Here is a 16,472-nt window from a genome sequence, read left to right as displayed (position 1 = left end):
GAACAAGCTCAGAGCATGTTCCGCATCCGCGTGATCTCGCTCGTCTGCTGGGCGATCACCTCGTCGGCCATCTCCTCCACGCGGATGTTGTTGCCCTGCCCCTTCACGTCCGTGGCCATGGTGATCGCGCCTTGGTGATGGGTCGTCATCAAGGTCAGGAAGAGATGGTCGAACGCCTTCCCCTCGGCCGCGCGGAGCTTCTTCAGCTGGGTCTCGGTCGCCATGCCGGGCATCGCGGCGTGCTCGTGCCGCTCGGCCTTCAGCGGCTTCTTGTACGACTTCAGCCAGCCCTTCATGGCCTCGATCTCGGGCTTCTGGCCGGCCGCGATGCGCTCGGCGATCCGCTTCACATCCTTCGACCCGGCGCGCTGCGGAGTGAGTTCCGTCATCACCAGGGCCTGTTCGTGGTGCTCGATCATCATGCGGACGTAGGCGACGTCGGCCGAGTTGGGGGAGTCGTTCTCCGCGCGCCGGCCGGCGGCCTCCTCGGCGGACAGGGTGCGGTTCGCCTCGCCGGGCTCACCCGGCGCGATCACGGCGGGCCCGTCCGCGGCGGCCGGCTTGCGGTCCGGACCGGAGTCACAGCCCCCGGCCGCGAGCACGGCCAGGGCGACCAGCCCCGTCGCGACGGCGGACGCCCGGGACCAATGGCGGAACAGCACAACGACCTCCTGTGACAGGCGAGTTGGGAAACACCTTGTGTTGCGGACGACGTACTGGCACGTTTCCGCGGGTCATTGATCGGAAAACGTCTTGGTGATTCTGTTGCCCCCTGTTGGTATGTGCATGGCGAAGACGATACTGCGTGGTGCGTGAACCGTTCCGCAGTGAACGGAACCAGGGAGGAAAACAGTGATCCTGTTGAACGACCGCAGAACACGCCGCAGACGCGCGGGAGTTGTGGCTGCCGCCGGTGGGCTGCTGGCCGCGCTCCTCACAGCGGCACCGGCAGCGGCCACCCCCGACCCGGGGGACGCGCCGTCCGCGCCGAAGAAGGTCTCCAAGAGCGCCCAGGCCGAGGTTCGTGAGGCCATCCGGAGCGGCGAGATACCCGGCCAGGACGAGATCGTCCACTCCGGCAACATCCAGCATCTGGCCCACGTCCCCAAGGACGTGCTCCAGGGCACGAACTCGGACCTCGCCTTCCAGGGCAGGTACGCGTTCGCCGGCAACTACGACGGCTTCCGTATCTTCGACATCAGCAACCCCAAGGTGCCGAAGACCGTCGCCCAGGTGCTGTGCCCCGGCTCGCAGAACGACATCTCCGTCTCCGGAAACCTGCTGTTCCTGTCCACCGACTCCTCGCGCAGCGACAGCAGTTGCTCCAGCACCACCCAGCCGGCGACCGAGAAGTCCTCGTGGGAGGGCATGAAGGTCTTCGACATCAGCGACAAGCGCAACCCGAGGTACGTCGCCGCGGTCGAGACCGCCTGCGGCTCGCACACCCACACGCTGGTGCCCGAGCGCCGCAGCGTCTACGTGTACGTCTCCTCGTACTCGCCGAACGCCGCCTACCCCGACTGCCAGCCGCCGCACGACGGCATCTCCGTCATCAAGGTGCCGCGCAACGCCCCCGAGAAGGCGAAGGTCGTCGGCTTCCCCGTGCTGTTCCCCGGGGAAGGGCCGGACGGCGGTGGCAACCCGGGAGGACCCGCCAACCCGGGCGTCTCCAAGACCACCGGCTGCCACGACATCACCGTGCTGCCGTCGAAGGACCTGGCCGCGGGCGCCTGTATGGGGGACGGCATCCTGTTCTCCATCAAGGATCCGGAACGCCCGAAGGTCATCGACCGGGTGCAGGACAACGTCAACTTCGCGTTCTGGCACTCGGCGACCTTCAACCAGAAGGCGAACAAGGTCGTCTTCACCGACGAGCTGGGCGGCGGCGGCGCGGCCACCTGCAACGCGGAGGTCGGCCCGGACCGTGGTGCCGACGGCATCTACGACGTCGTCGGCAAGGGCGACAAGCGCAAGCTCGTCTTCCGCAGCTACTTCAAGATCCCCCGCCACCAGGCGGACACCGAGAACTGCGTCGCCCACAACGGCTCGCTGATCCCGGTCAAGGGCAAGGACATCATGGTCCAGGCCTGGTACCAGGGCGGCGTCTCCGTCTGGGACTTCACCGACTCGGCCAAACCGAAGGAGATCGCCTACTTCGACCGCGGCCCGCTGACCACCGACACGATCAAGTCGGGCGGCTCGTGGTCGGCGTACTACTACAACGGCTACATCTACTCGAACGAGTACGCGCGGGGCTTCGACGTCCTGAAGATCAAGGACCGGCGCACGGACCCGGCCCGCTGGGTCCACATGCGTGAGCTCAACGTGCAGACGCAGCCGGACTACTTCGACTGAGCCGGCGGACCGCACTCCGGTGCGGCCCCGGTCGTGAAGAACCGCGACAGATCCTTGTCGTCCCTCCCGCCGCAGGCTCCGGTCTCCGGCGGGAGGCCCAGCTTCCAGTCGAGCCGGTAGCGCTTGAACAGCTCGGCCCGCAGCACCGGCACCGGCATCGGCACCCCCGGCACCAGAGCCGCGTACACGGCGCCCATCAGCAGGGCGCGCATCATCGGGTAGTCACTGTCGACGTCAGGCGAACCGTGCCGGGCCATGGTGTCCCGCAGCAGCTCGGCCAGCCGCCGCTGCTCCGGGCACTGCATGAAGCCCTCGGCCTGCAGGATCCCCGCCATGTGCTGGCGCATCAGCACGGGCCGGTCCATGGCCAGGCCCAGGATCGCGTCGATGGCCCGGGCCATCCGCTCCCGGCCGTCCTCGGTGCGCGGCTCGCGCTCCAGCGCCTCCTCCAGCGTGCGGTGCATCAGCCGGTGCACGGCGGACTGCACCAGCTGGCGCTTGCCGGGGAAGTAGTACGACACCAGACCGCGGGCCGAGCCCGCTCTGTCCGCGATGTCGCCGAGCGTCGTCGCGTCGTAACCGCGCTCGCCCACGAGCTCGACCGCGGCCTGCAGGAGCCGCTCCCGGGAACGCCGCCGCAACTCTTCATTGACCGAGGCGCTACGCGGAGACATGCTGTAACTCCTGTGTTGACTGGCTGCCAGCCAACTATACTCAGAGCGTCCGGCCAAGGCCTCTCGGTTCTGGGCCGGTGATGCCGTCTGCCTCGGGCGACGCGGGGGATCGTCCGAGGCGGGGGGTAATACGGCTAACGGCAACCGACGGGCATACCGTTAACGCCCAGCTCAGCTGCCATTACCATCATGTCGCAGGCCCACTCTTCCTTGCATCCTCGTTGGGTGTGGGAGATTCTTGGGAGATCATCTCCCCGCCCTACTTCTTGCGTCGCGGGCGGGCCGGCTCCCACTCCGCAGGGTCGTCTACCAGGGCCGTCGACTTCTCCCACAGCTTCTGCAGGTCGGTCGCGATGTCCTTCTCCATCGCCAGCGTCGTGTGCGAGTAGGTGCCCTCGACGCCCGGGATGGTGTGCCGCATCCGCTCCTCTACCGCCACCCGCGGATGCTTCAGCTCGTCCAGCCACACCTTCATGGAGTGCCGCAGCCCGTGCGGCACCAGGTTCTCGATCCCGGCGACCGCCTTCATGTCCGGCATGCGCGACGGCCGGCCCAGACGGTCCGGCACGGCCTGGTGGCCGTCGACGAACCGCCGCCAGATGTCCGCGTAGAAGTACGCCCCGGTGTCCATCTTCCGGCCCGTGGCGCTGGGGAACACCCACTCCGAGGTGTGAGAGGCGAGCGCTTCGCGCAGCAGCCCGGCGAGGAACGGCGGCAGAATGATGCTGCCCGTCGACTCGTACTTCGGCGCGACCTGAGCCTTCTTGCCGTCGACGTACTGGCTCTGCTCCTGCACCAGCAGCCGGCATCCCTGCCCCTGGTCGTCGAGGACCAGGTGCTCCCGGCGCAGCCCGGCCGCCTCGGAGATGCGGAGCCCGCAGTAGGCGATCGTCAGGACCAGCGTGTAGCCGACGAGGCCGCGCATCTCGCGGGCGTTGCGGGCCAGCAGGTAGGCCTGGCGCGGGGTGGCGATGACGACCTCGTCGTGCTGCTGCTTGCCCTTGTACCGGCCGCGGCGCCGCGACTTGAGGGTGGGCACCGGGTTGTCGGCGCGCACCTTCGAGGTGACGGCATCGTCGAACATGACCCGCAGCACTGACATGACGCTCTTCACGTAGCGGGGCTTGTACTGCCTGCGCAGCTGCTGCTCCCACGTCTTGACGGCGACCTCGGTGATGTCGCCCATGGCGGCGTCCCCCCAGCGGGGGAGGATCACCGACCGCAGCCTTTGCCGGTAGGTCTTGTCGCTGCGGTTCGCAAGCTCCACCGACTCGATCCACAGGTCCGCCCACTCGCGGACGGTGATGCGGCTGTCCCGCGGATCGAGGAACGTCTTGCGCCGCACGTCCGTTTCGAGGCCGGCCGCGTAGTTCTTGGCCGAGGTCTTCGTGGTGAACGGCTGCCCGTTGTCGTCGCGGGTGACTGAACCCCAGGTGCCGTCGGGCAGTTTGTATCTGCCGCGCCACGCTTTCCCGCGCTTCTCCGCATACGCCATGGATCACCTCGCCGAGCCGTGCACTGCGCATCAACCTCTGGCGGCGCGCAAGGCCGAGATGACCGTCGAGTGGTCCAGCTCCTGCTGGCCGCCGGCTATGTGACTGTCCAGCAGCTCCTGCATGCGCTGCGCACCGCACTCGGTGATCAGCTTACGGTCGACGGGGATGACGAAGCCGTCGTCGCCGTGATCCTCGATCAGGATCTGGCCCTCAAACGGCATACCCGAGACGCGCACTACCCGCACACACATTGGTCCCCCAAGACCGCCGCGGGTGCCCCTCCCTCGTGGTGCTGCCATGAGATCACAGTTTGTTGAGGGACGGGAGGGGTCGGACGCAAACAGTGTGCGTGCGGTTACGAACCGTCGGCGGCTTGCGGTTCGTCGTCACCGTCGGGCAGCCCGTGCAGCTGGCTTTCGGCGCGGCGCCAGGCGAGGAGCGCTTCCTGGATCTGTTCGGGGGTGGCGTCGGGCTGGCCGTGGACGACGACGGTCATGCGGACACCGTTGGCGCCGGGCAGCCGGATGACGGTGGAGTCGAGCAGCGGATCGTCGCTTTCCAGCTCGTCGACGATCCGCAGGGGCAGCTTGCCGCGCAGCTTGTCCGCGCCGCCGCGAAGGTTGGCTGAAATGTCGTGGACGACGGGCGCTGGGGTGGGTTCGCCGCCGTGGAGGATGGCGAGCCCGGATCCTTCGGCCCACCCAATGTGGGGCTCGACTTTCGTGAGCGATGGGGGGATGCGGCCGGGGCGGCGGCTGGCATCTTCGAGGTTCTGGACGCTGCCTTCGCTGATGCCGGCGCGTTCGGCAAGGGCGACCTGCGAGAGGCCGCGTGCTTCGCGTGCCGCCCGGATGGCGGTTGCGAGCTTGGGCCACTGCAGTTTGGTCCGGTCCTCTGTCATGGCCCTCATGATGCCGCACGGTTTGGCAACACGCACTGATCAAATCCCCCAATTGACCAGGATTGATCGGTCTTAAGGGGTCTCTTTTGTTGCTTCGTTAGCCCCTCGTTGCGCCTGCGCCCTGTAAGTGCGCCTGTGCGCGCCGTGCACCTCTGGCCATGGGTAGGCCCTCCGTGCCCCACTGAGCGCTCACTGGAACCCAATGAACACCCAACGAAACCCAGCGAAGTTCTTGCGCTTCTCTCCTTGATGGGTCTACGTTGTGTCTCGTGAGACCCAACGGAGCCGCAATGAAGGCCATCCGCGAGGCACGGGGGATCAGCCTTCAGCAGCTCGCAAAAGACATCGGCCGAGATGTCGGCTTCCTCTCCCGGGTCGAACGCGACCAGCAGGGAGCGGGAGACGAAACCCTCCACCGCTACGCCGAGCGCCTGAACGTGCCCATCACCGCCATAACTCACAAGGAGACATCCCGTGACCAGGAATGACCTGGCTCCCCCCACCGCGGTCAGCGAGGGGGAGTTCACGACCGCAGTCGACACCATGCTCATCCTCCGACTCGCCTCGGTGGTCGAGCAGCTGGCCTCGCAGCAGGCCGTCGAGAGCCTTGAGCTTCGCTGCTTCACCCCCGAAGAGGCCGCCGAGATCCTCGGCAAGACCGAGAACTGGGTCGCCGACCAGATCCGCGCCCGCCGGATCCCCTTCACCTACGTCGGCCGCACGCCGCGCCTGACGGCCGCCCACATCCGGCAGATCCAGGCGCAGGGCGAAGTGCTCCCGCACAAGTACGCCAAGCCCGTCGCTGCCAAGACGCCGGCCCGCGCCGCCGCCTAGAGCGGCAAAGAGGCCGACGCGTAACCGCCAAGCCCGCGCCGACCTCGCAGTCCCCATCCAGAGCACGCAACGAAAGGGACCGCCGTGTCCATGATTCCAGACCCCGAGCACAACCCGCTGGACGACTTCGACCGCATCACGACGCAGGTCCGCATGGTGTCTCCGCTGGAGACGATGTTCCGCGCGGCGGAGGAGACCCTGCTGGCGACCCGACCGGAGGGCTTCGAGGTCGAGGAGATCGGCCGGCTGGCCCTGGAGTGGCTGCCGGAGGCCGAGAAGGAGCAGGCGTTCAACGAGCTGCTCTACACGTACTGGGAGGCGCAGGCCGCCGACCGGGAGATGTGGGCCCGCTACGAGGCCACCGGCGGTGCCGCATGAGCGACTACTCCGAGAGCGCTGGCCGGTTCGCCCGGGACACCGCCAAGCATCAGATGACCGTCAAGCACGAGGACGGCTTGTACAGGCACCTCAAGTTCATGAACCCCGAGCACGGCAGCTTCGGCGCCTTCGAGCTGATCACCTGGCCGTACAACCTCGTCGTCAAGACCGGTTGGACGTTCCACTTCGACATCGACGCCACCCCGGACATGTTCGACCTGTTCCGCCGCACCGCCTTCACCGGGCAGATCAACCCCGGCTACTGGTCCGAGAAGGTCCGCGCGGGCCGCGACGAGATCAAGGGCTTTGACCCGGATCTCCTGAAGGCAGAGATCGCGTCGACGATCGCGCAGTGGATGCGCGACGACCTCGACACCCGCGTTGCTGAGCAGGCGGAGGAGCTGGGCTTCACGCCCGAGGACGTGAGGAGCGTTTCCGGCGTCCGGCAGGAGCTGGCCCGGCAGGTCAGGCCGCAGTGGCGGGCCGCCAACCGGGAACTGCGCGAGGCCGTGCACGAGCACTTCTTCAGCGACGACGCCGACTACAACGTCGAGTACGAGTCGGAGGCTCACCGGGCTCTGCACGACTTCTCGTTCCGCCCCGAGGGCGACACCAGCGAGTACCCGTACTACTTCGCCGACTGGCACGAGTGGCAGATGAGCGACTTCACGCCGGGCTTCCTGCACTGCTGCTACGCGATCCGCCACGGCATCGACCTGTACGACGCCGCCCGCAAGACGGCGGAGGTGGCCGCATGAACGCCGAGCAGTGGAACGAGCTGTACCCGGTCGGCGCCCTGGTGTTCGCCTACCCGGGCTGCCGGCCGGAGGACGGCGCGGACACCCGCCTCGTCACCCGGACCCGTAGCAAGGCGTCCGTCCTCGGAGGCCACACCGACGTTGTCTGGGTCGACGGGCACAGCGCCTGCATCGCCCTCAGCCACGTCGACCCGGTGACCGAGGAGCAGTTCGCGAAGGCCCGTGCCGAGGAGACGGCCGCCGCTGTGGCCGCTGAGGGTGCGCTGCCGGTGCCGGTCGGCGACCAGCCCCAGCCGCTCGACGACGCGCGGCTCGCGGAGATCGCGGCCCGGGTCGAGAAGGCCAGCAGGGGGCCCTGGACGCTCGCTTACGAGTACTGCGACTGCTCCGAGGACTGCGGGCACGGCCTCTATGTGTCGCGCATCAACACCGGCGCCGGGCCCGCCACCGAACTCGTCGACCTGCCGAACGGCGAGTGGGAGCTGATGGTTCACGCCCGCGAGGACATCCCCGCCCTGCTGGCGGAGGTCGAGCGCCTCAAGGCGACGCTGGCGAAGTACGTCGGCGCGGAGCCGACGATCGCCGAGGAGATGGCCTACCTCAGCCGCAGCGTCGAGGCCGTGACCAAGGTCTGCGACGAGGCCGAACGGCAAGCCCGCCGCTGGGAAGACCCGCTGCCCGTTCCCGAGTGGGTCGGAGTGATCAGGCACGCGCTCGAACTCGCCCCCAAAAGCACCGTCCGCGCCGAGGAGGCGTGAATGACCACCGTTCTGGAAGCCCTCCCCGCGCGCCCCCGGAAAGCGTCCGCGGCCCGCCGCCGCCGGCACCAGCACCAACTGCCCTGGCGGCTCCACCAGATCGCCCCCGACGCGGCCACCATCCTCGTCACCCCGATCTGGATGGACGGCACCGGCCGCAGCGTCCGCCACTACCTCGCCCGCGCCCTCGACGGCAACGGCCAGATCATCCGCTTCCAGGCGGGCGGATCCCAGCGCATCGCCGCCCTCCTCCAGGGCGCCTACCCGGGCGCCGACTGGAACCGACCGCAGACCTGGACGGCCGCGACCAACAGCCTCACCGTGCGGCGGCCCATGACCAACGCCGAGATGCGGGCCGCGATCCAGCGGCTGGGGGAGCGGGAGGCCTTCCTCTCCGCCGAGCTGGCCTTCGAACGCGAGCGCAACTTCGAGCTCACCACCGCCCGCGACTACGCCGCCACGGCAGCCGCCGGCTACATCGACCGCACCGGACTGGAGGCGCCGTGAGCATCGCCCGCCTGGACACACCGATCAACTTCAAGGTCGGCGACACCATCGTCGACTCCCGATGCGGCACCACCGTGACGGGGACCGTAACCCAGGTTCGCGGCAACTCCGTGTACTACCGCGACAGCTGCACCGCCTGCACCCGCGACGGACTCCACCACCGCACACAGGCCGACTTCTCCACCACCAGCAAAGGGGAAGCGGCGTGAGCATCACCGATCTGATACCGGCCCTGAAGGGCCACGGCCGGCGCCGCGCGGTCGACGAGGTGGAGCGGCTGCGGGAACGCGAGCAGCAGCTGGAGACCGCGCTCGGCGCCGCGGGTGACGAGGTGGCCCTGCTGCGGTGGGACCTCACCGTCGCCCACCACCACCTCGGCGAGGCGGAGGAACTGGTCGTCAAGCAGCAGGCCGACATCGACGACCTCACCGCCGAACGCGACCAGTGGCGCGACGAGGCCCTCGCCTTGAAGGCCCGGTTCTCCGCCCAGTTGGCCGCCGAAGCCAACGCCCACCGCATCGACGTGCCCCGCATGGTGCGCCCGGTCGACGGGCCCGAGGACGAAGCGACCGCGCCGATCGACGTCCGCCCCCTCTGGGACGCCCTCGGCATCCGGCCCGTCACCGACCCGGGCCAGGTGAAGTGATGACGATCAATCCGGCCTGCGACGAGTGCGGCGCGGAGATCACCGGAAAGCGCGTCCGCGGACGATGCCGGCCTTGCTACAAGCGCCTCTACAAGAAGCTCAAGCGCGAAGGGACCTTCGTATCCCTGGTGGGCACGTCACGCTCAGGTGCCCCTCTGTGTGAACGCCTGCTGGCCCACATCGAGAAGACGGACACCTGCTGGTGGTGGACCGGTCACGTGGCCCCTAAGGGGTACGGCGTGATCTATCTCAGGGGCAAGCCCTTGTACGTGCACCGGGTCTCTTACGAGGTCCACGTCGGCCCCATACCTGACGGGCTCGTGATCGACCACGCCTGCCACAACCGCGACGCGCAGTGCACAGGCGGATTCGGTTGCATCCACCGCCGCTGCGTCAATCCCGAGCACCTTGAGGCCGTCACCGACGCGGTCAACCGCCTGAGGGGCCGCGGCGGAGGAGCGAACAACAGAACCAAGACGCACTGCATCCGAGGCCACGCATTCACCCCGGAGAACACCGAGCGGCAGGGGCCGAGCAAGCCAGGTGGTCGAGAGCGGCGCCGGTGCCGCACATGCACTCAAGCGAACCGAGCCCGGCGTCGGCAAGCGAAGGCCTCATCCGCCCAGTAAGCGAACGCCCCGCCGGGCGAATCGGCGGGGCATCCGACACCAGAATCCCATGGAGAACCCCATGCAGTTCGAGCAGCCCGCCCTCTTCCCCATCACCGACATCCAGACCCGCGGCTACGCCCAGCCCGAGCCCCGCGTTGAGGTCGAGGAGACCGAGCACGTCGAGATCGAGGACGCCGCCTGATGCGTCTCACGATCCCCCAACCCGAGCTCGCCGCAGCCGCCAAGTGGGCGGCCCGGCAGGCGCCGAACAAGGCCGCCAACCCGGTCCTGCTCGGCGCCCGCCTGGAGGCCAGCGACAGTCACCTGCGGGTGAGCGTGTGGGACGGCGCGACCGCCGCACACGCCACCCTCGACGCCGACGTCGACGAACCCGGCGTGATCGTCGCCTCGGCGCAGATGCTCGCCGACATCACCGGCAGCCTCCGCAAGGCCGATGTCACCCTCACCGGTGGCGACGGTCTGGCGGTCACCACACCGGCCGCCGAGTTCAACATCCCCGCCATCGACCCGCGCACTTACCCGACCCTGCCCGGCCTGCCGGAAGCGCAGGGCACGGTGGACGGGGCGGAGTTCGCGACCGCCTACCAGCGGGTGCACCGGGCCATCGACTCGAAGGCGTCCGGTTCGTTCGCCGGCATGACCGGCATCCGGCTGCGGGTCGTCGGCGACAAGCTGATGCTGTCGGCCACCGACCGGTTCCGCATCGCCACCGCCTGGCTCCCGTGGGACGGCGACGACAAGGGGCTCGGGGTGGTGCCGGGCAAGGTGATGGCTGACAACGCCCGCACCTTCAGCGACCAGCTGCGCATCGCACTGCCGGCGGCCGGTGACGGCACCGCAGCGCTGATCGCCAACAGCCGGGCCGTGTCCACGCTGCTGATCGAACCGTCCCTGTTCCCGCACAAGGTCGACACCCAGATCCCCACCAGCTTCACCGGGGAGATTACCGGGGATGTCGACGAGCTGACCGCGGCGATCCAGGCGGCGATGACCGTGTCCAGCGGCACCCTCCTGTGGATCAACACGGCGGGCAGCGACGTCACCTTCCGGGCCGGCCGCGACGCCTCCAGTCGGGTCACGGCCGACGCCACCTATGAGGGCGACCGCGAGAGCTTCGAGATGGCCATCAACGCCGGCTACCTCCTCGACGGCCTCGCCCCCATCAGCGGCCCGGTCCGCCTTTCCCTCACCAAGCCGATCGCCCCGGCCGTCATCGAACCCGTCGACGAGGACGGCTACCGGTACACGGTCGTCCCGATCCGCGACCCCGCCAAAGCCGCCGCCTGACCAGGAGACCCTGACGTGATCACCATCGCTGACCGCACCCTCAGCCGCCTCGTCGCCCAGACCCGACCGCACGTCGGCAACTTGATCGACTCCGAGGCCGTCCAGTGCATCACCTTCGACCACGACGGCCGCCACCTGTACGCCATGGCCACCAACCGGTTCACCATGGCCATCTCCCGCACTCAGCTCACCGGCGTGGGCGACAAGCCGTGGACCGCAGTCGTGCACCGCATGCAGGTGCCCGAGGTCGAAGCCGCCGTCAAGCTCCTCGACGCCAAGCCGATCGAGCTCGAGCGCACCGACACCCACCTCGTCCTCTCCGGCGAGTCCGGCAGCCGCATCGCCATCAACCTGTCCCAGCCCGACAAAGAGCCGATGTCGTGGCGGAAGTACCTGCTTCCTCTCCTGGAGCAGAAGACGGCCGCCGCCGAGATGTCGATGACCCCGAAGTTCTTCGGCGCCTGGAAGAACCTGCCCGGTCCGGTGTCGATGTGGTGCGTCGGCGAGATGAAGCCGACGCTGATTCTCGCCTCGGACTTCATCGGCATGCAGATGCCGGTCCGCACTTCTGAGACCCACGACCTCACAGTGCGCCGCGAGCTGGACGCCTGGAAGGCCGCCAAGCGCGACGAGCACGCCGAGCCGGTCGCCGCCTGAACCACAGCCACATAGCCGGCGGTCGCGTCGAGCCCCCCACTCCGCGACCGCCACCCGAGGCGGCTCACCCCGCTCACCCCCCTGGACGGGGTGAGCCGCCGCCAATCAGCACACCCTCTGGAGGGTCACATGAGCACCGAAAGCACCACAAAACCCACCGGCACCGTGCCGGACGGCGTCCTGATCGGGCACCTCACCCCGGGCACGGCGGCGTGGGAGGAGGCCCGCACCGGGCTCACCATCACCGCCACCGAGATCGCCGCCGTCGTCGGCCTCTCCCCGTGGATGAGCCGCTTCACCCTCTGGCACAAGAAGGCCGGCCTGCCCACCCCGCCCTTCGAGATGAACCCGGCCGTCGAGTGGGGCAACCGGCTCGAGGACGCCGTCGCCATCAAGTGGCAGGACGAACACCCCGGCCAGCTCGCCGCCCCCGCCGGCACCTGGATGCACCGGGAGAGGGAGTGGCAGCGCGCCACCCCCGACCGGCTCATCTACCCGCAGCCCGCCAGCGAGTTCGACGTACCGGAGCAGGCGGTCGGCCTGCTGGAGGTGAAGACGGCTCCGTTCGGCGACGAGTGGGGCCCGTCCGGCGCCGAGGACGGGGTGCCGATCCACTACCGCTGCCAGGTCATCTGGCAGATGGACGTCCTCGGCCTGCGCCGCACCGACTTCGCCGTCCTCATCTCCGGCCACGACTACCGCGAGTACGTCGTCGAGTACGACGAGGACGACGCGCGCATCCTCCGCGACGCCGCCGAACGCTTTCTCGACGACGTCCGCCGCGGCGTCCCTCCGGAGATCGACGGCAGCGACCACACGTACAACACCCTCCGCGTGCAGCCGCACCGCTACGACCCGGTCGACGTCGAGATCCCCGGCCCCATCGCCAGCGACTACGAGGTCATCGGCGCCCAGTACAAGGCCGTCGGCGAGCAGTACACGCAGGCCAAGTCCCGCCTCCTCGCCGCCCTCGGCACCGGCAAGAACGCCATGCACCTCGGCCGCCGCATCGCCTACCGCGTCGCCAACGACGACGGCACCACCAAGCAGCTCCAGCCCGCCCGATAGGAGACCCCGTGTCCCGCATCTCCGACCGCCTCAACAACCGCCAGCAGGCCGCGGCCGGCGCCGACCTCGGCGATGGCGACTTCACCTTCGCCCCCGCCACCCGCGAGAAGATCAAGGCCCGGCTCGCCCTCATGGGCGTCTCCGGCGCCGGCAAGACCTACACCGGCCTGCAGATCGCCCGCGGCCTCGGTGAGCGCTTCGCCGTCATCGACACCGAGCGCGGCTCCGCATCCAAGTACGCGGGCGTCCACGGCCTGCAGTTCGACACCCTGCAGCTGCGCCGCTTCGATCCGCGCGACCTCATCAAGGCCCTGGCCGCCGCCGCGAACGCCGGCTACGGCACCGTCCTCATCGACTCCCTCACCCACTTCTGGTCCGGCACGGAAGGCACTCTCGAGCAGGTCGACCGCGCCGCGAAGGCCCGCTACGGCAACAACTCCTTCGGCGGCTGGAAGGAAGGCACCCCCCTCCAGAACTCCATGGTGGATGCCCTGCTGTCTTTCCCCGGCCACGTCATCGCCACGATGCGCTCCCACACCGAGTGGTCCCTGGAGCGCAACGACCGGGGCCAGTTGGAGCCGCAGCGCAAGGGCACCAGGCCGGAGCAGCGCAAGGGCATCGAGTACGAGTTCGACGTCGTCGGGCTGATGGACACCGACAACACGCTCACCGTCATCAAGTCCCGATGCCCCGAGCTGCACTCCGCCCGGATCGCCCGGCCGGACGGGGGAGCGGTCGCCAAGACGATGCTCGCCTGGCTGAACGACGGCGCGGCCGGCGTCGACCCTGCCGAGTACATCGACCGGGCCACCGCCGCTGAGGCGACCCCCGAGGAACTGCGGCAGCTGGCCGATGAGGTCGAGTCCCGCGGCCTGCAGGCCACCCCGATGCTCGCGCCCGACGGTGGCGCCACCGTCCTCGGCGACTACATCCGCGCCCGCATCACCGAGTTCAAGCCCCAGCAGTAGCCCGCACACGCGAACGGCCGCCCGCGGGCAGTGCGGGCGGCCTCTCACCCCAAGGAGACCACACCTCATGGCCAAGAAGCCCACCGTCCCCCTCGCCGACCTGATCGGTTCCGTCCGCCGCTCCCCGGAAGGCACGCGCCTCGCCGTCCTCTGGCCCTCCCCGCCGCACCCCGCCCGCTGGATGGTCACTGACCGGTGGGGCTCCACCGGCTACGAGCCCGACGAGACCGTCGCCGTCTGGCCCGTCGTCGGAGCCGTCCCCTTCAGCCCTGCCGCAGGAATGGAGCTCGCCGAGTTCAAGGGGAAGGCGTCATGAGCCGCCGCCTCACACTCGCCGAGCAGGTCGCCGCTGACGCCCGCGACAAGACCCTCGCCCAGCTCGTCCGCCAGGCCTCCGACTGGGACCGCAAGGTCGTCGCCCAAGCCGTCCTCATCTGGATGCGGGACCACGACACCGTCTCCGCCAACGACCTGCGCGGCCAGCTGCCCGAGGTGGCTGGTGGCGTCCTCCCCGGGGTGCTCCGCGGCATGAGCCACAACTACCTGATCCACACCGGCGACTTCGTTCCGTCCACCGCGCCCGCCACCAAAGGCCACCGCATAGCGGTCTACCGGCGCCGCACCGCCGCAGACCGGACGGAGGCCGCCGCATGAGGGTCCTCGCCGGGCTGGCCGCCGCCTGGCTCGCCGCCGGAGGCGTCATGGCCGCCCGCACCGTCTGGCGCCAACGCCGCCACCTCCCCGCCGCACCCGACAACCAGCCCGGCACCGACACCGACGCCTTTATCACCTGCCGTCGCATCGCCGCACTGCCCACCGCACGCCGAGAGGAGACCAAGCCGTGACCACCCACCGCCAGCCGCCCCACCACAACACCCTGACCTGCTACACCGACTACCGGTGCCGGCTTCCCGAGTGCGTCGACCGGTACAACGCCTGGAGCCGCGACCGCGAACGGGCCATCGCCGACGGAACCTGGCAGCCCCTGCTGGACGCCGAACCCATCCGCCAGCACCTCCTCAAGCTCCACGCGGCCGGAATCACCATCCACCGCGTCGCCGCGGTCACCGGCCTCACCTACAAGTCGGTCCGCAGCTTCACCCAGCACGACTACGGCAACGCCGCCCCGCGGCGCCGCCGCTGCACGCAGGAAGTCGCAGAGAAGCTCCTCGCCGTCACCCTCGACCAGCACACCCCCGGCTACGTCGACCCCATCGGCAGCCTGCGCCGCTTCCAGGCCCTCGTCGCCATCGGCTGGCCCACGATCCACACCGCCCGCCGCGCGGGACTGCACCCGTCGAACCGCACGACGATCTTCCAGGCGCCCAAGATGCGTGCCGCCACGGCCCAGCGCATCGCCGACGCCTACGACGAGATGCGCCAGGAGAAGCCGGCCCGGCACGGAGTTTCTGCGACGAGCATCAAGCGGGCGAAGAAGCAGGCCGCAGACCGCCGTTGGCCGCCGCCGAAGTACTGGGACGAAGTCGGCGCCATCGACGACCTCCACTTCGAGCCGCTGTACGGCGTGACGAAGCGGGAGCTGGTTGCCCAGGACGCCAACTGGATCATGCGGACGACCGGCCTCGACCGGCACGCCACCGCGGAGCGCCTCGGCATCCACAAGTCCTACCTCGACCACGCCTTCCGCGAGCACCCCGAATACGACCTGGGGGTGGCGGCGTGACCGCCGGGAAGCCTCGGCAGCGAGTCGCGGAGGATAGCCCGGCCTGCAGGCACGGCCACCCGTTCCCCGAGAACGCGGCCCGCGACTCCAGGGGCTGGCTCTACTGCCGCGAATGCAACCGCATCCGCGCCCGGCGGCCCGCCGCACAACCCGACGAGATCGCCATCGAGCGAGCCGCAGCCGGGGATCCGCCCGAACGGCTCACCCCGCGGGAACGGCGCGCAGCCATCGTCCGCCTCGACCGGCAGCAGCTGTCCTCAGCGGTCATCGCCGAACGCGTCGGCTGCTCCCGCCGCACCGTCCACCGGGCCCGCAGCAAGGCAGCCGCGTGACCGGCCGCTGCCGGCCGCGCGCCGGACCCTGACCCGCCACACCCCGACGGCACGCGACAAAGGGCCCCGCAACCGCGGGGCCCGGAGGAGAGGAGGAGGAATGCGATCAGAGCGCGTTGTTCTCGAGAACCTCGTACAGCGTGGGGTCCTTGCGCTCGAGCACCTCGGCGAACTCCTTGTCCTCGATCAGGGACTTGAGCCGGCGCACGACGTCGTCGTGGAAGGGCCGGACCTCTGCGTCGAGGGCGGCCTGCTTCCAGCGGTCCATCGAGATGAGCATCGCCTGCGGCTTGTCCCGGCGGGTGAGCGCAACGGGCTGGCCGAGGAGGCGTACCTCGGCGATGACCTCGGTCATGTTCGCGCGGGCTTCGGAGACGCCCAGCTGTCGGATCCCGGACTCACTCATGCGACCAGGATACACATAAGCGTGGTTGTAATGTCCGTCGGGTTGTACAATTCAGCAGGAGGCGAAGCCCCTGCCCCAGAGGCCACATCGCCCCCATGAGGGCTGTCCCTAACCAGGCAGTGACCAGCACA

26 protein-coding genes are annotated in these 16,472 nt (G+C 69.3%); 20 read left to right on the top strand and 6 right to left on the bottom strand.

Annotated features, from left to right (window positions below):
- Window positions 1-8: 8 nt before the first annotated feature.
- Window positions 9-662: a DUF305 domain-containing protein gene (locus tag ACFU3E_RS17285; RefSeq protein WP_384158136.1), complete on the bottom strand. Its 654-nt coding sequence runs from the start codon at window positions 660-662 to the stop codon at window positions 9-11.
- 190 nt (window positions 663-852) lie between these two features.
- On the opposite strand from ACFU3E_RS17285, the gene ACFU3E_RS17280 reads away from it, so the two are divergent.
- Window positions 853-2,355, top strand: a complete 1,503-nt coding sequence (locus ACFU3E_RS17280; protein ID WP_384158133.1) for an LVIVD repeat-containing protein — start codon at window positions 853-855, stop codon at window positions 2,353-2,355.
- On the opposite strand, the gene ACFU3E_RS17275 is transcribed toward ACFU3E_RS17280, so the two are convergent.
- The 4 genes from ACFU3E_RS17275 to ACFU3E_RS17260 form a co-directional block, all read right to left on the bottom strand.
- Window positions 2,343-3,029, bottom strand: a complete 687-nt coding sequence (locus ACFU3E_RS17275; protein WP_384158130.1) for a TetR/AcrR family transcriptional regulator — start codon at window positions 3,027-3,029, stop codon at window positions 2,343-2,345. The two genes, ACFU3E_RS17280 and ACFU3E_RS17275, sit on opposite strands and share 13 nt — an antisense overlap.
- A gap of 259 nt (window positions 3,030-3,288) precedes the next feature.
- Window positions 3,289-4,524 (bottom strand): tyrosine-type recombinase/integrase, encoded by a 1,236-nt coding sequence (locus ACFU3E_RS17270; protein ID WP_384158128.1) that lies wholly within the window; start codon window positions 4,522-4,524, stop codon window positions 3,289-3,291.
- A gap of 30 nt (window positions 4,525-4,554) precedes the next feature.
- Complete coding sequence (locus tag ACFU3E_RS17265) at window positions 4,555-4,746, bottom strand: hypothetical protein (RefSeq protein WP_384158125.1); 192 nt, start codon at window positions 4,744-4,746, stop codon at window positions 4,555-4,557.
- Window positions 4,747-4,880: 134 nt separating this feature from the next.
- The gene (locus ACFU3E_RS17260) at window positions 4,881-5,426 is read right to left on the bottom strand and encodes a multiprotein-bridging factor 1 family protein (protein ID WP_384158122.1); all 546 of its coding nucleotides are present in this window, start codon (window positions 5,424-5,426) and stop codon (window positions 4,881-4,883) included.
- Between the two features lie 290 nt (window positions 5,427-5,716).
- Between ACFU3E_RS17260 and ACFU3E_RS17255 the strand changes: the two genes are divergently transcribed.
- The 19 genes from ACFU3E_RS17255 (at window position 5,717) to ACFU3E_RS17165 (ending at window position 15,935) form a co-directional block, all read left to right on the top strand.
- A complete protein-coding gene (locus ACFU3E_RS17255; RefSeq protein ID WP_384158119.1) occupies window positions 5,717-5,914 on the top strand; it encodes a helix-turn-helix domain-containing protein in 198 nt (65 codons plus the stop codon).
- Window positions 5,901-6,260 (top strand): helix-turn-helix domain-containing protein, encoded by a 360-nt coding sequence (locus ACFU3E_RS17250; RefSeq protein WP_384158116.1) that lies wholly within the window; start codon window positions 5,901-5,903, stop codon window positions 6,258-6,260. Before ACFU3E_RS17255 ends, ACFU3E_RS17250 begins: the two co-directional genes overlap by 14 nt.
- 84 nt (window positions 6,261-6,344) lie before the next feature.
- Entirely contained in the window at window positions 6,345-6,638 is a 294-nt protein-coding gene (locus ACFU3E_RS17245; protein WP_384158113.1) for a hypothetical protein, read from the top strand.
- Complete coding sequence (locus tag ACFU3E_RS17240; protein WP_384158110.1) at window positions 6,635-7,396, top strand: hypothetical protein; 762 nt, start codon at window positions 6,635-6,637, stop codon at window positions 7,394-7,396. Before ACFU3E_RS17245 ends, ACFU3E_RS17240 begins: the two co-directional genes overlap by 4 nt.
- Window positions 7,393-8,154 carry a hypothetical protein gene (locus ACFU3E_RS17235; RefSeq protein ID WP_384158107.1) on the top strand — a complete coding sequence of 254 codons (762 nt, stop codon included), beginning with the start codon at window positions 7,393-7,395 and terminating at the stop codon, window positions 8,152-8,154. Before ACFU3E_RS17240 ends, ACFU3E_RS17235 begins: the two co-directional genes overlap by 4 nt.
- A complete protein-coding gene (locus tag ACFU3E_RS17230) occupies window positions 8,155-8,661 on the top strand; it encodes a hypothetical protein (protein WP_384158104.1) in 507 nt (168 codons plus the stop codon). It abuts the gene before it with no gap.
- Entirely contained in the window at window positions 8,658-8,870 is a 213-nt protein-coding gene (locus ACFU3E_RS17225) for a hypothetical protein (RefSeq protein WP_384158101.1), read from the top strand. The genes ACFU3E_RS17230 and ACFU3E_RS17225 overlap by 4 nt, the downstream gene beginning before the upstream one ends.
- Window positions 8,867-9,307 carry a hypothetical protein gene (locus ACFU3E_RS17220; protein ID WP_384158098.1) on the top strand — a complete coding sequence of 147 codons (441 nt, stop codon included), beginning with the start codon at window positions 8,867-8,869 and terminating at the stop codon, window positions 9,305-9,307. The genes ACFU3E_RS17225 and ACFU3E_RS17220 overlap by 4 nt, the downstream gene beginning before the upstream one ends.
- Complete coding sequence (locus ACFU3E_RS17215; protein WP_384158095.1) at window positions 9,307-9,936, top strand: HNH endonuclease signature motif containing protein; 630 nt, start codon at window positions 9,307-9,309, stop codon at window positions 9,934-9,936. Before ACFU3E_RS17220 ends, ACFU3E_RS17215 begins: the two co-directional genes overlap by 1 nt.
- Window positions 9,937-9,997: 61 nt before the next feature.
- The gene (locus tag ACFU3E_RS17210; RefSeq protein ID WP_384158092.1) at window positions 9,998-10,120 is read left to right on the top strand and encodes a hypothetical protein; all 123 of its coding nucleotides are present in this window, start codon (window positions 9,998-10,000) and stop codon (window positions 10,118-10,120) included.
- Window positions 10,120-11,226, top strand: a complete 1,107-nt coding sequence (locus ACFU3E_RS17205) for a hypothetical protein (RefSeq protein WP_384158089.1) — start codon at window positions 10,120-10,122, stop codon at window positions 11,224-11,226. Before ACFU3E_RS17210 ends, ACFU3E_RS17205 begins: the two co-directional genes overlap by 1 nt.
- Window positions 11,227-11,241: 15 nt before the next feature.
- Entirely contained in the window at window positions 11,242-11,883 is a 642-nt protein-coding gene (locus ACFU3E_RS17200) for a hypothetical protein (RefSeq protein ID WP_384158086.1), read from the top strand.
- A gap of 129 nt (window positions 11,884-12,012) precedes the next feature.
- Entirely contained in the window at window positions 12,013-12,951 is a 939-nt protein-coding gene (locus ACFU3E_RS17195) for a YqaJ viral recombinase family protein (RefSeq protein WP_384158083.1), read from the top strand.
- Between the two features lie 8 nt (window positions 12,952-12,959).
- Window positions 12,960-13,919 (top strand): ATP-binding protein, encoded by a 960-nt coding sequence (locus ACFU3E_RS17190; RefSeq protein WP_384158080.1) that lies wholly within the window; start codon window positions 12,960-12,962, stop codon window positions 13,917-13,919.
- 67 nt (window positions 13,920-13,986) lie between these two features.
- The gene (locus ACFU3E_RS17185) at window positions 13,987-14,235 is read left to right on the top strand and encodes a hypothetical protein (protein ID WP_384158077.1); all 249 of its coding nucleotides are present in this window, start codon (window positions 13,987-13,989) and stop codon (window positions 14,233-14,235) included.
- On the top strand, window positions 14,232-14,573 hold the full coding sequence (locus ACFU3E_RS17180; RefSeq protein ID WP_384158074.1) for a hypothetical protein: 342 nt from the start codon (window positions 14,232-14,234) through the stop codon (window positions 14,571-14,573). The genes ACFU3E_RS17185 and ACFU3E_RS17180 overlap by 4 nt, the downstream gene beginning before the upstream one ends.
- Complete coding sequence (locus tag ACFU3E_RS17175; RefSeq protein WP_384158071.1) at window positions 14,570-14,764, top strand: hypothetical protein; 195 nt, start codon at window positions 14,570-14,572, stop codon at window positions 14,762-14,764. The genes ACFU3E_RS17180 and ACFU3E_RS17175 overlap by 4 nt, the downstream gene beginning before the upstream one ends.
- Window positions 14,761-15,603, top strand: coding sequence for a hypothetical protein (locus tag ACFU3E_RS17170; RefSeq protein ID WP_384158067.1), 843 nt, complete (start codon window positions 14,761-14,763; stop codon window positions 15,601-15,603). The genes ACFU3E_RS17175 and ACFU3E_RS17170 overlap by 4 nt, the downstream gene beginning before the upstream one ends.
- The gene (locus tag ACFU3E_RS17165; RefSeq protein WP_384158065.1) at window positions 15,600-15,935 is read left to right on the top strand and encodes a helix-turn-helix domain-containing protein; all 336 of its coding nucleotides are present in this window, start codon (window positions 15,600-15,602) and stop codon (window positions 15,933-15,935) included. Before ACFU3E_RS17170 ends, ACFU3E_RS17165 begins: the two co-directional genes overlap by 4 nt.
- A 106-nt stretch (window positions 15,936-16,041) precedes the next feature.
- Here ACFU3E_RS17165 and ACFU3E_RS17160 read toward each other — a convergent pair whose 3' ends face one another.
- Window positions 16,042-16,341 carry a type II toxin-antitoxin system prevent-host-death family antitoxin gene (locus ACFU3E_RS17160; protein WP_384158063.1) on the bottom strand — a complete coding sequence of 100 codons (300 nt, stop codon included), beginning with the start codon at window positions 16,339-16,341 and terminating at the stop codon, window positions 16,042-16,044.
- Between the last annotated feature and the right edge of the window lie 131 nt (window positions 16,342-16,472).

The sequence above is a fragment of the Streptomyces sp. NPDC057424 genome (assembly GCF_042803315.1).
Taxonomy (GTDB): domain Bacteria; phylum Actinomycetota; class Actinomycetes; order Streptomycetales; family Streptomycetaceae; genus Streptomyces.
Note: the sequence above shows the minus strand (reverse complement) of the source record. Positions and strands in the feature narration are given on the sequence as shown.

Excerpts from the sequence above, each read along its gene's own strand:
- ACFU3E_RS17240 (WP_384158110.1), top strand. The coding sequence starts at position 6,635 with ATGAGCGACTACTCCGAGAGCGCTGGCCGGTTCGCCCGGGACACCGCC.
- ACFU3E_RS17160 (WP_384158063.1), bottom strand. The coding sequence starts at position 16,341 with ATGAGTGAGTCCGGGATCCGACAGCTGGGCGTCTCCGAAGCCCGCGCG.
- ACFU3E_RS17175 (WP_384158071.1), top strand. The coding sequence starts at position 14,570 with ATGAGGGTCCTCGCCGGGCTGGCCGCCGCCTGGCTCGCCGCCGGAGGC.
- ACFU3E_RS17205 (WP_384158089.1), top strand. The coding sequence starts at position 10,120 with ATGCGTCTCACGATCCCCCAACCCGAGCTCGCCGCAGCCGCCAAGTGG.
- ACFU3E_RS17260 (WP_384158122.1), bottom strand. The coding sequence starts at position 5,426 with ATGACAGAGGACCGGACCAAACTGCAGTGGCCCAAGCTCGCAACCGCC.
- ACFU3E_RS17270 (WP_384158128.1), bottom strand. The coding sequence starts at position 4,524 with ATGGCGTATGCGGAGAAGCGCGGGAAAGCGTGGCGCGGCAGATACAAA.
- ACFU3E_RS17180 (WP_384158074.1), top strand. The coding sequence starts at position 14,232 with ATGAGCCGCCGCCTCACACTCGCCGAGCAGGTCGCCGCTGACGCCCGC.
- ACFU3E_RS17275 (WP_384158130.1), bottom strand. The coding sequence starts at position 3,029 with ATGTCTCCGCGTAGCGCCTCGGTCAATGAAGAGTTGCGGCGGCGTTCC.
- ACFU3E_RS17265 (WP_384158125.1), bottom strand. The coding sequence starts at position 4,746 with ATGCCGTTTGAGGGCCAGATCCTGATCGAGGATCACGGCGACGACGGC.
- ACFU3E_RS17195 (WP_384158083.1), top strand. The coding sequence starts at position 12,013 with ATGAGCACCGAAAGCACCACAAAACCCACCGGCACCGTGCCGGACGGC.
- ACFU3E_RS17230 (WP_384158104.1), top strand. The coding sequence starts at position 8,155 with ATGACCACCGTTCTGGAAGCCCTCCCCGCGCGCCCCCGGAAAGCGTCC.
- ACFU3E_RS17215 (WP_384158095.1), top strand. The coding sequence starts at position 9,307 with ATGACGATCAATCCGGCCTGCGACGAGTGCGGCGCGGAGATCACCGGA.
- ACFU3E_RS17185 (WP_384158077.1), top strand. The coding sequence starts at position 13,987 with ATGGCCAAGAAGCCCACCGTCCCCCTCGCCGACCTGATCGGTTCCGTC.
- ACFU3E_RS17210 (WP_384158092.1), top strand. The coding sequence starts at position 9,998 with ATGCAGTTCGAGCAGCCCGCCCTCTTCCCCATCACCGACATCCAGACC.
- ACFU3E_RS17255 (WP_384158119.1), top strand. The coding sequence starts at position 5,717 with ATGAAGGCCATCCGCGAGGCACGGGGGATCAGCCTTCAGCAGCTCGCA.
- ACFU3E_RS17235 (WP_384158107.1), top strand. The coding sequence starts at position 7,393 with ATGAACGCCGAGCAGTGGAACGAGCTGTACCCGGTCGGCGCCCTGGTG.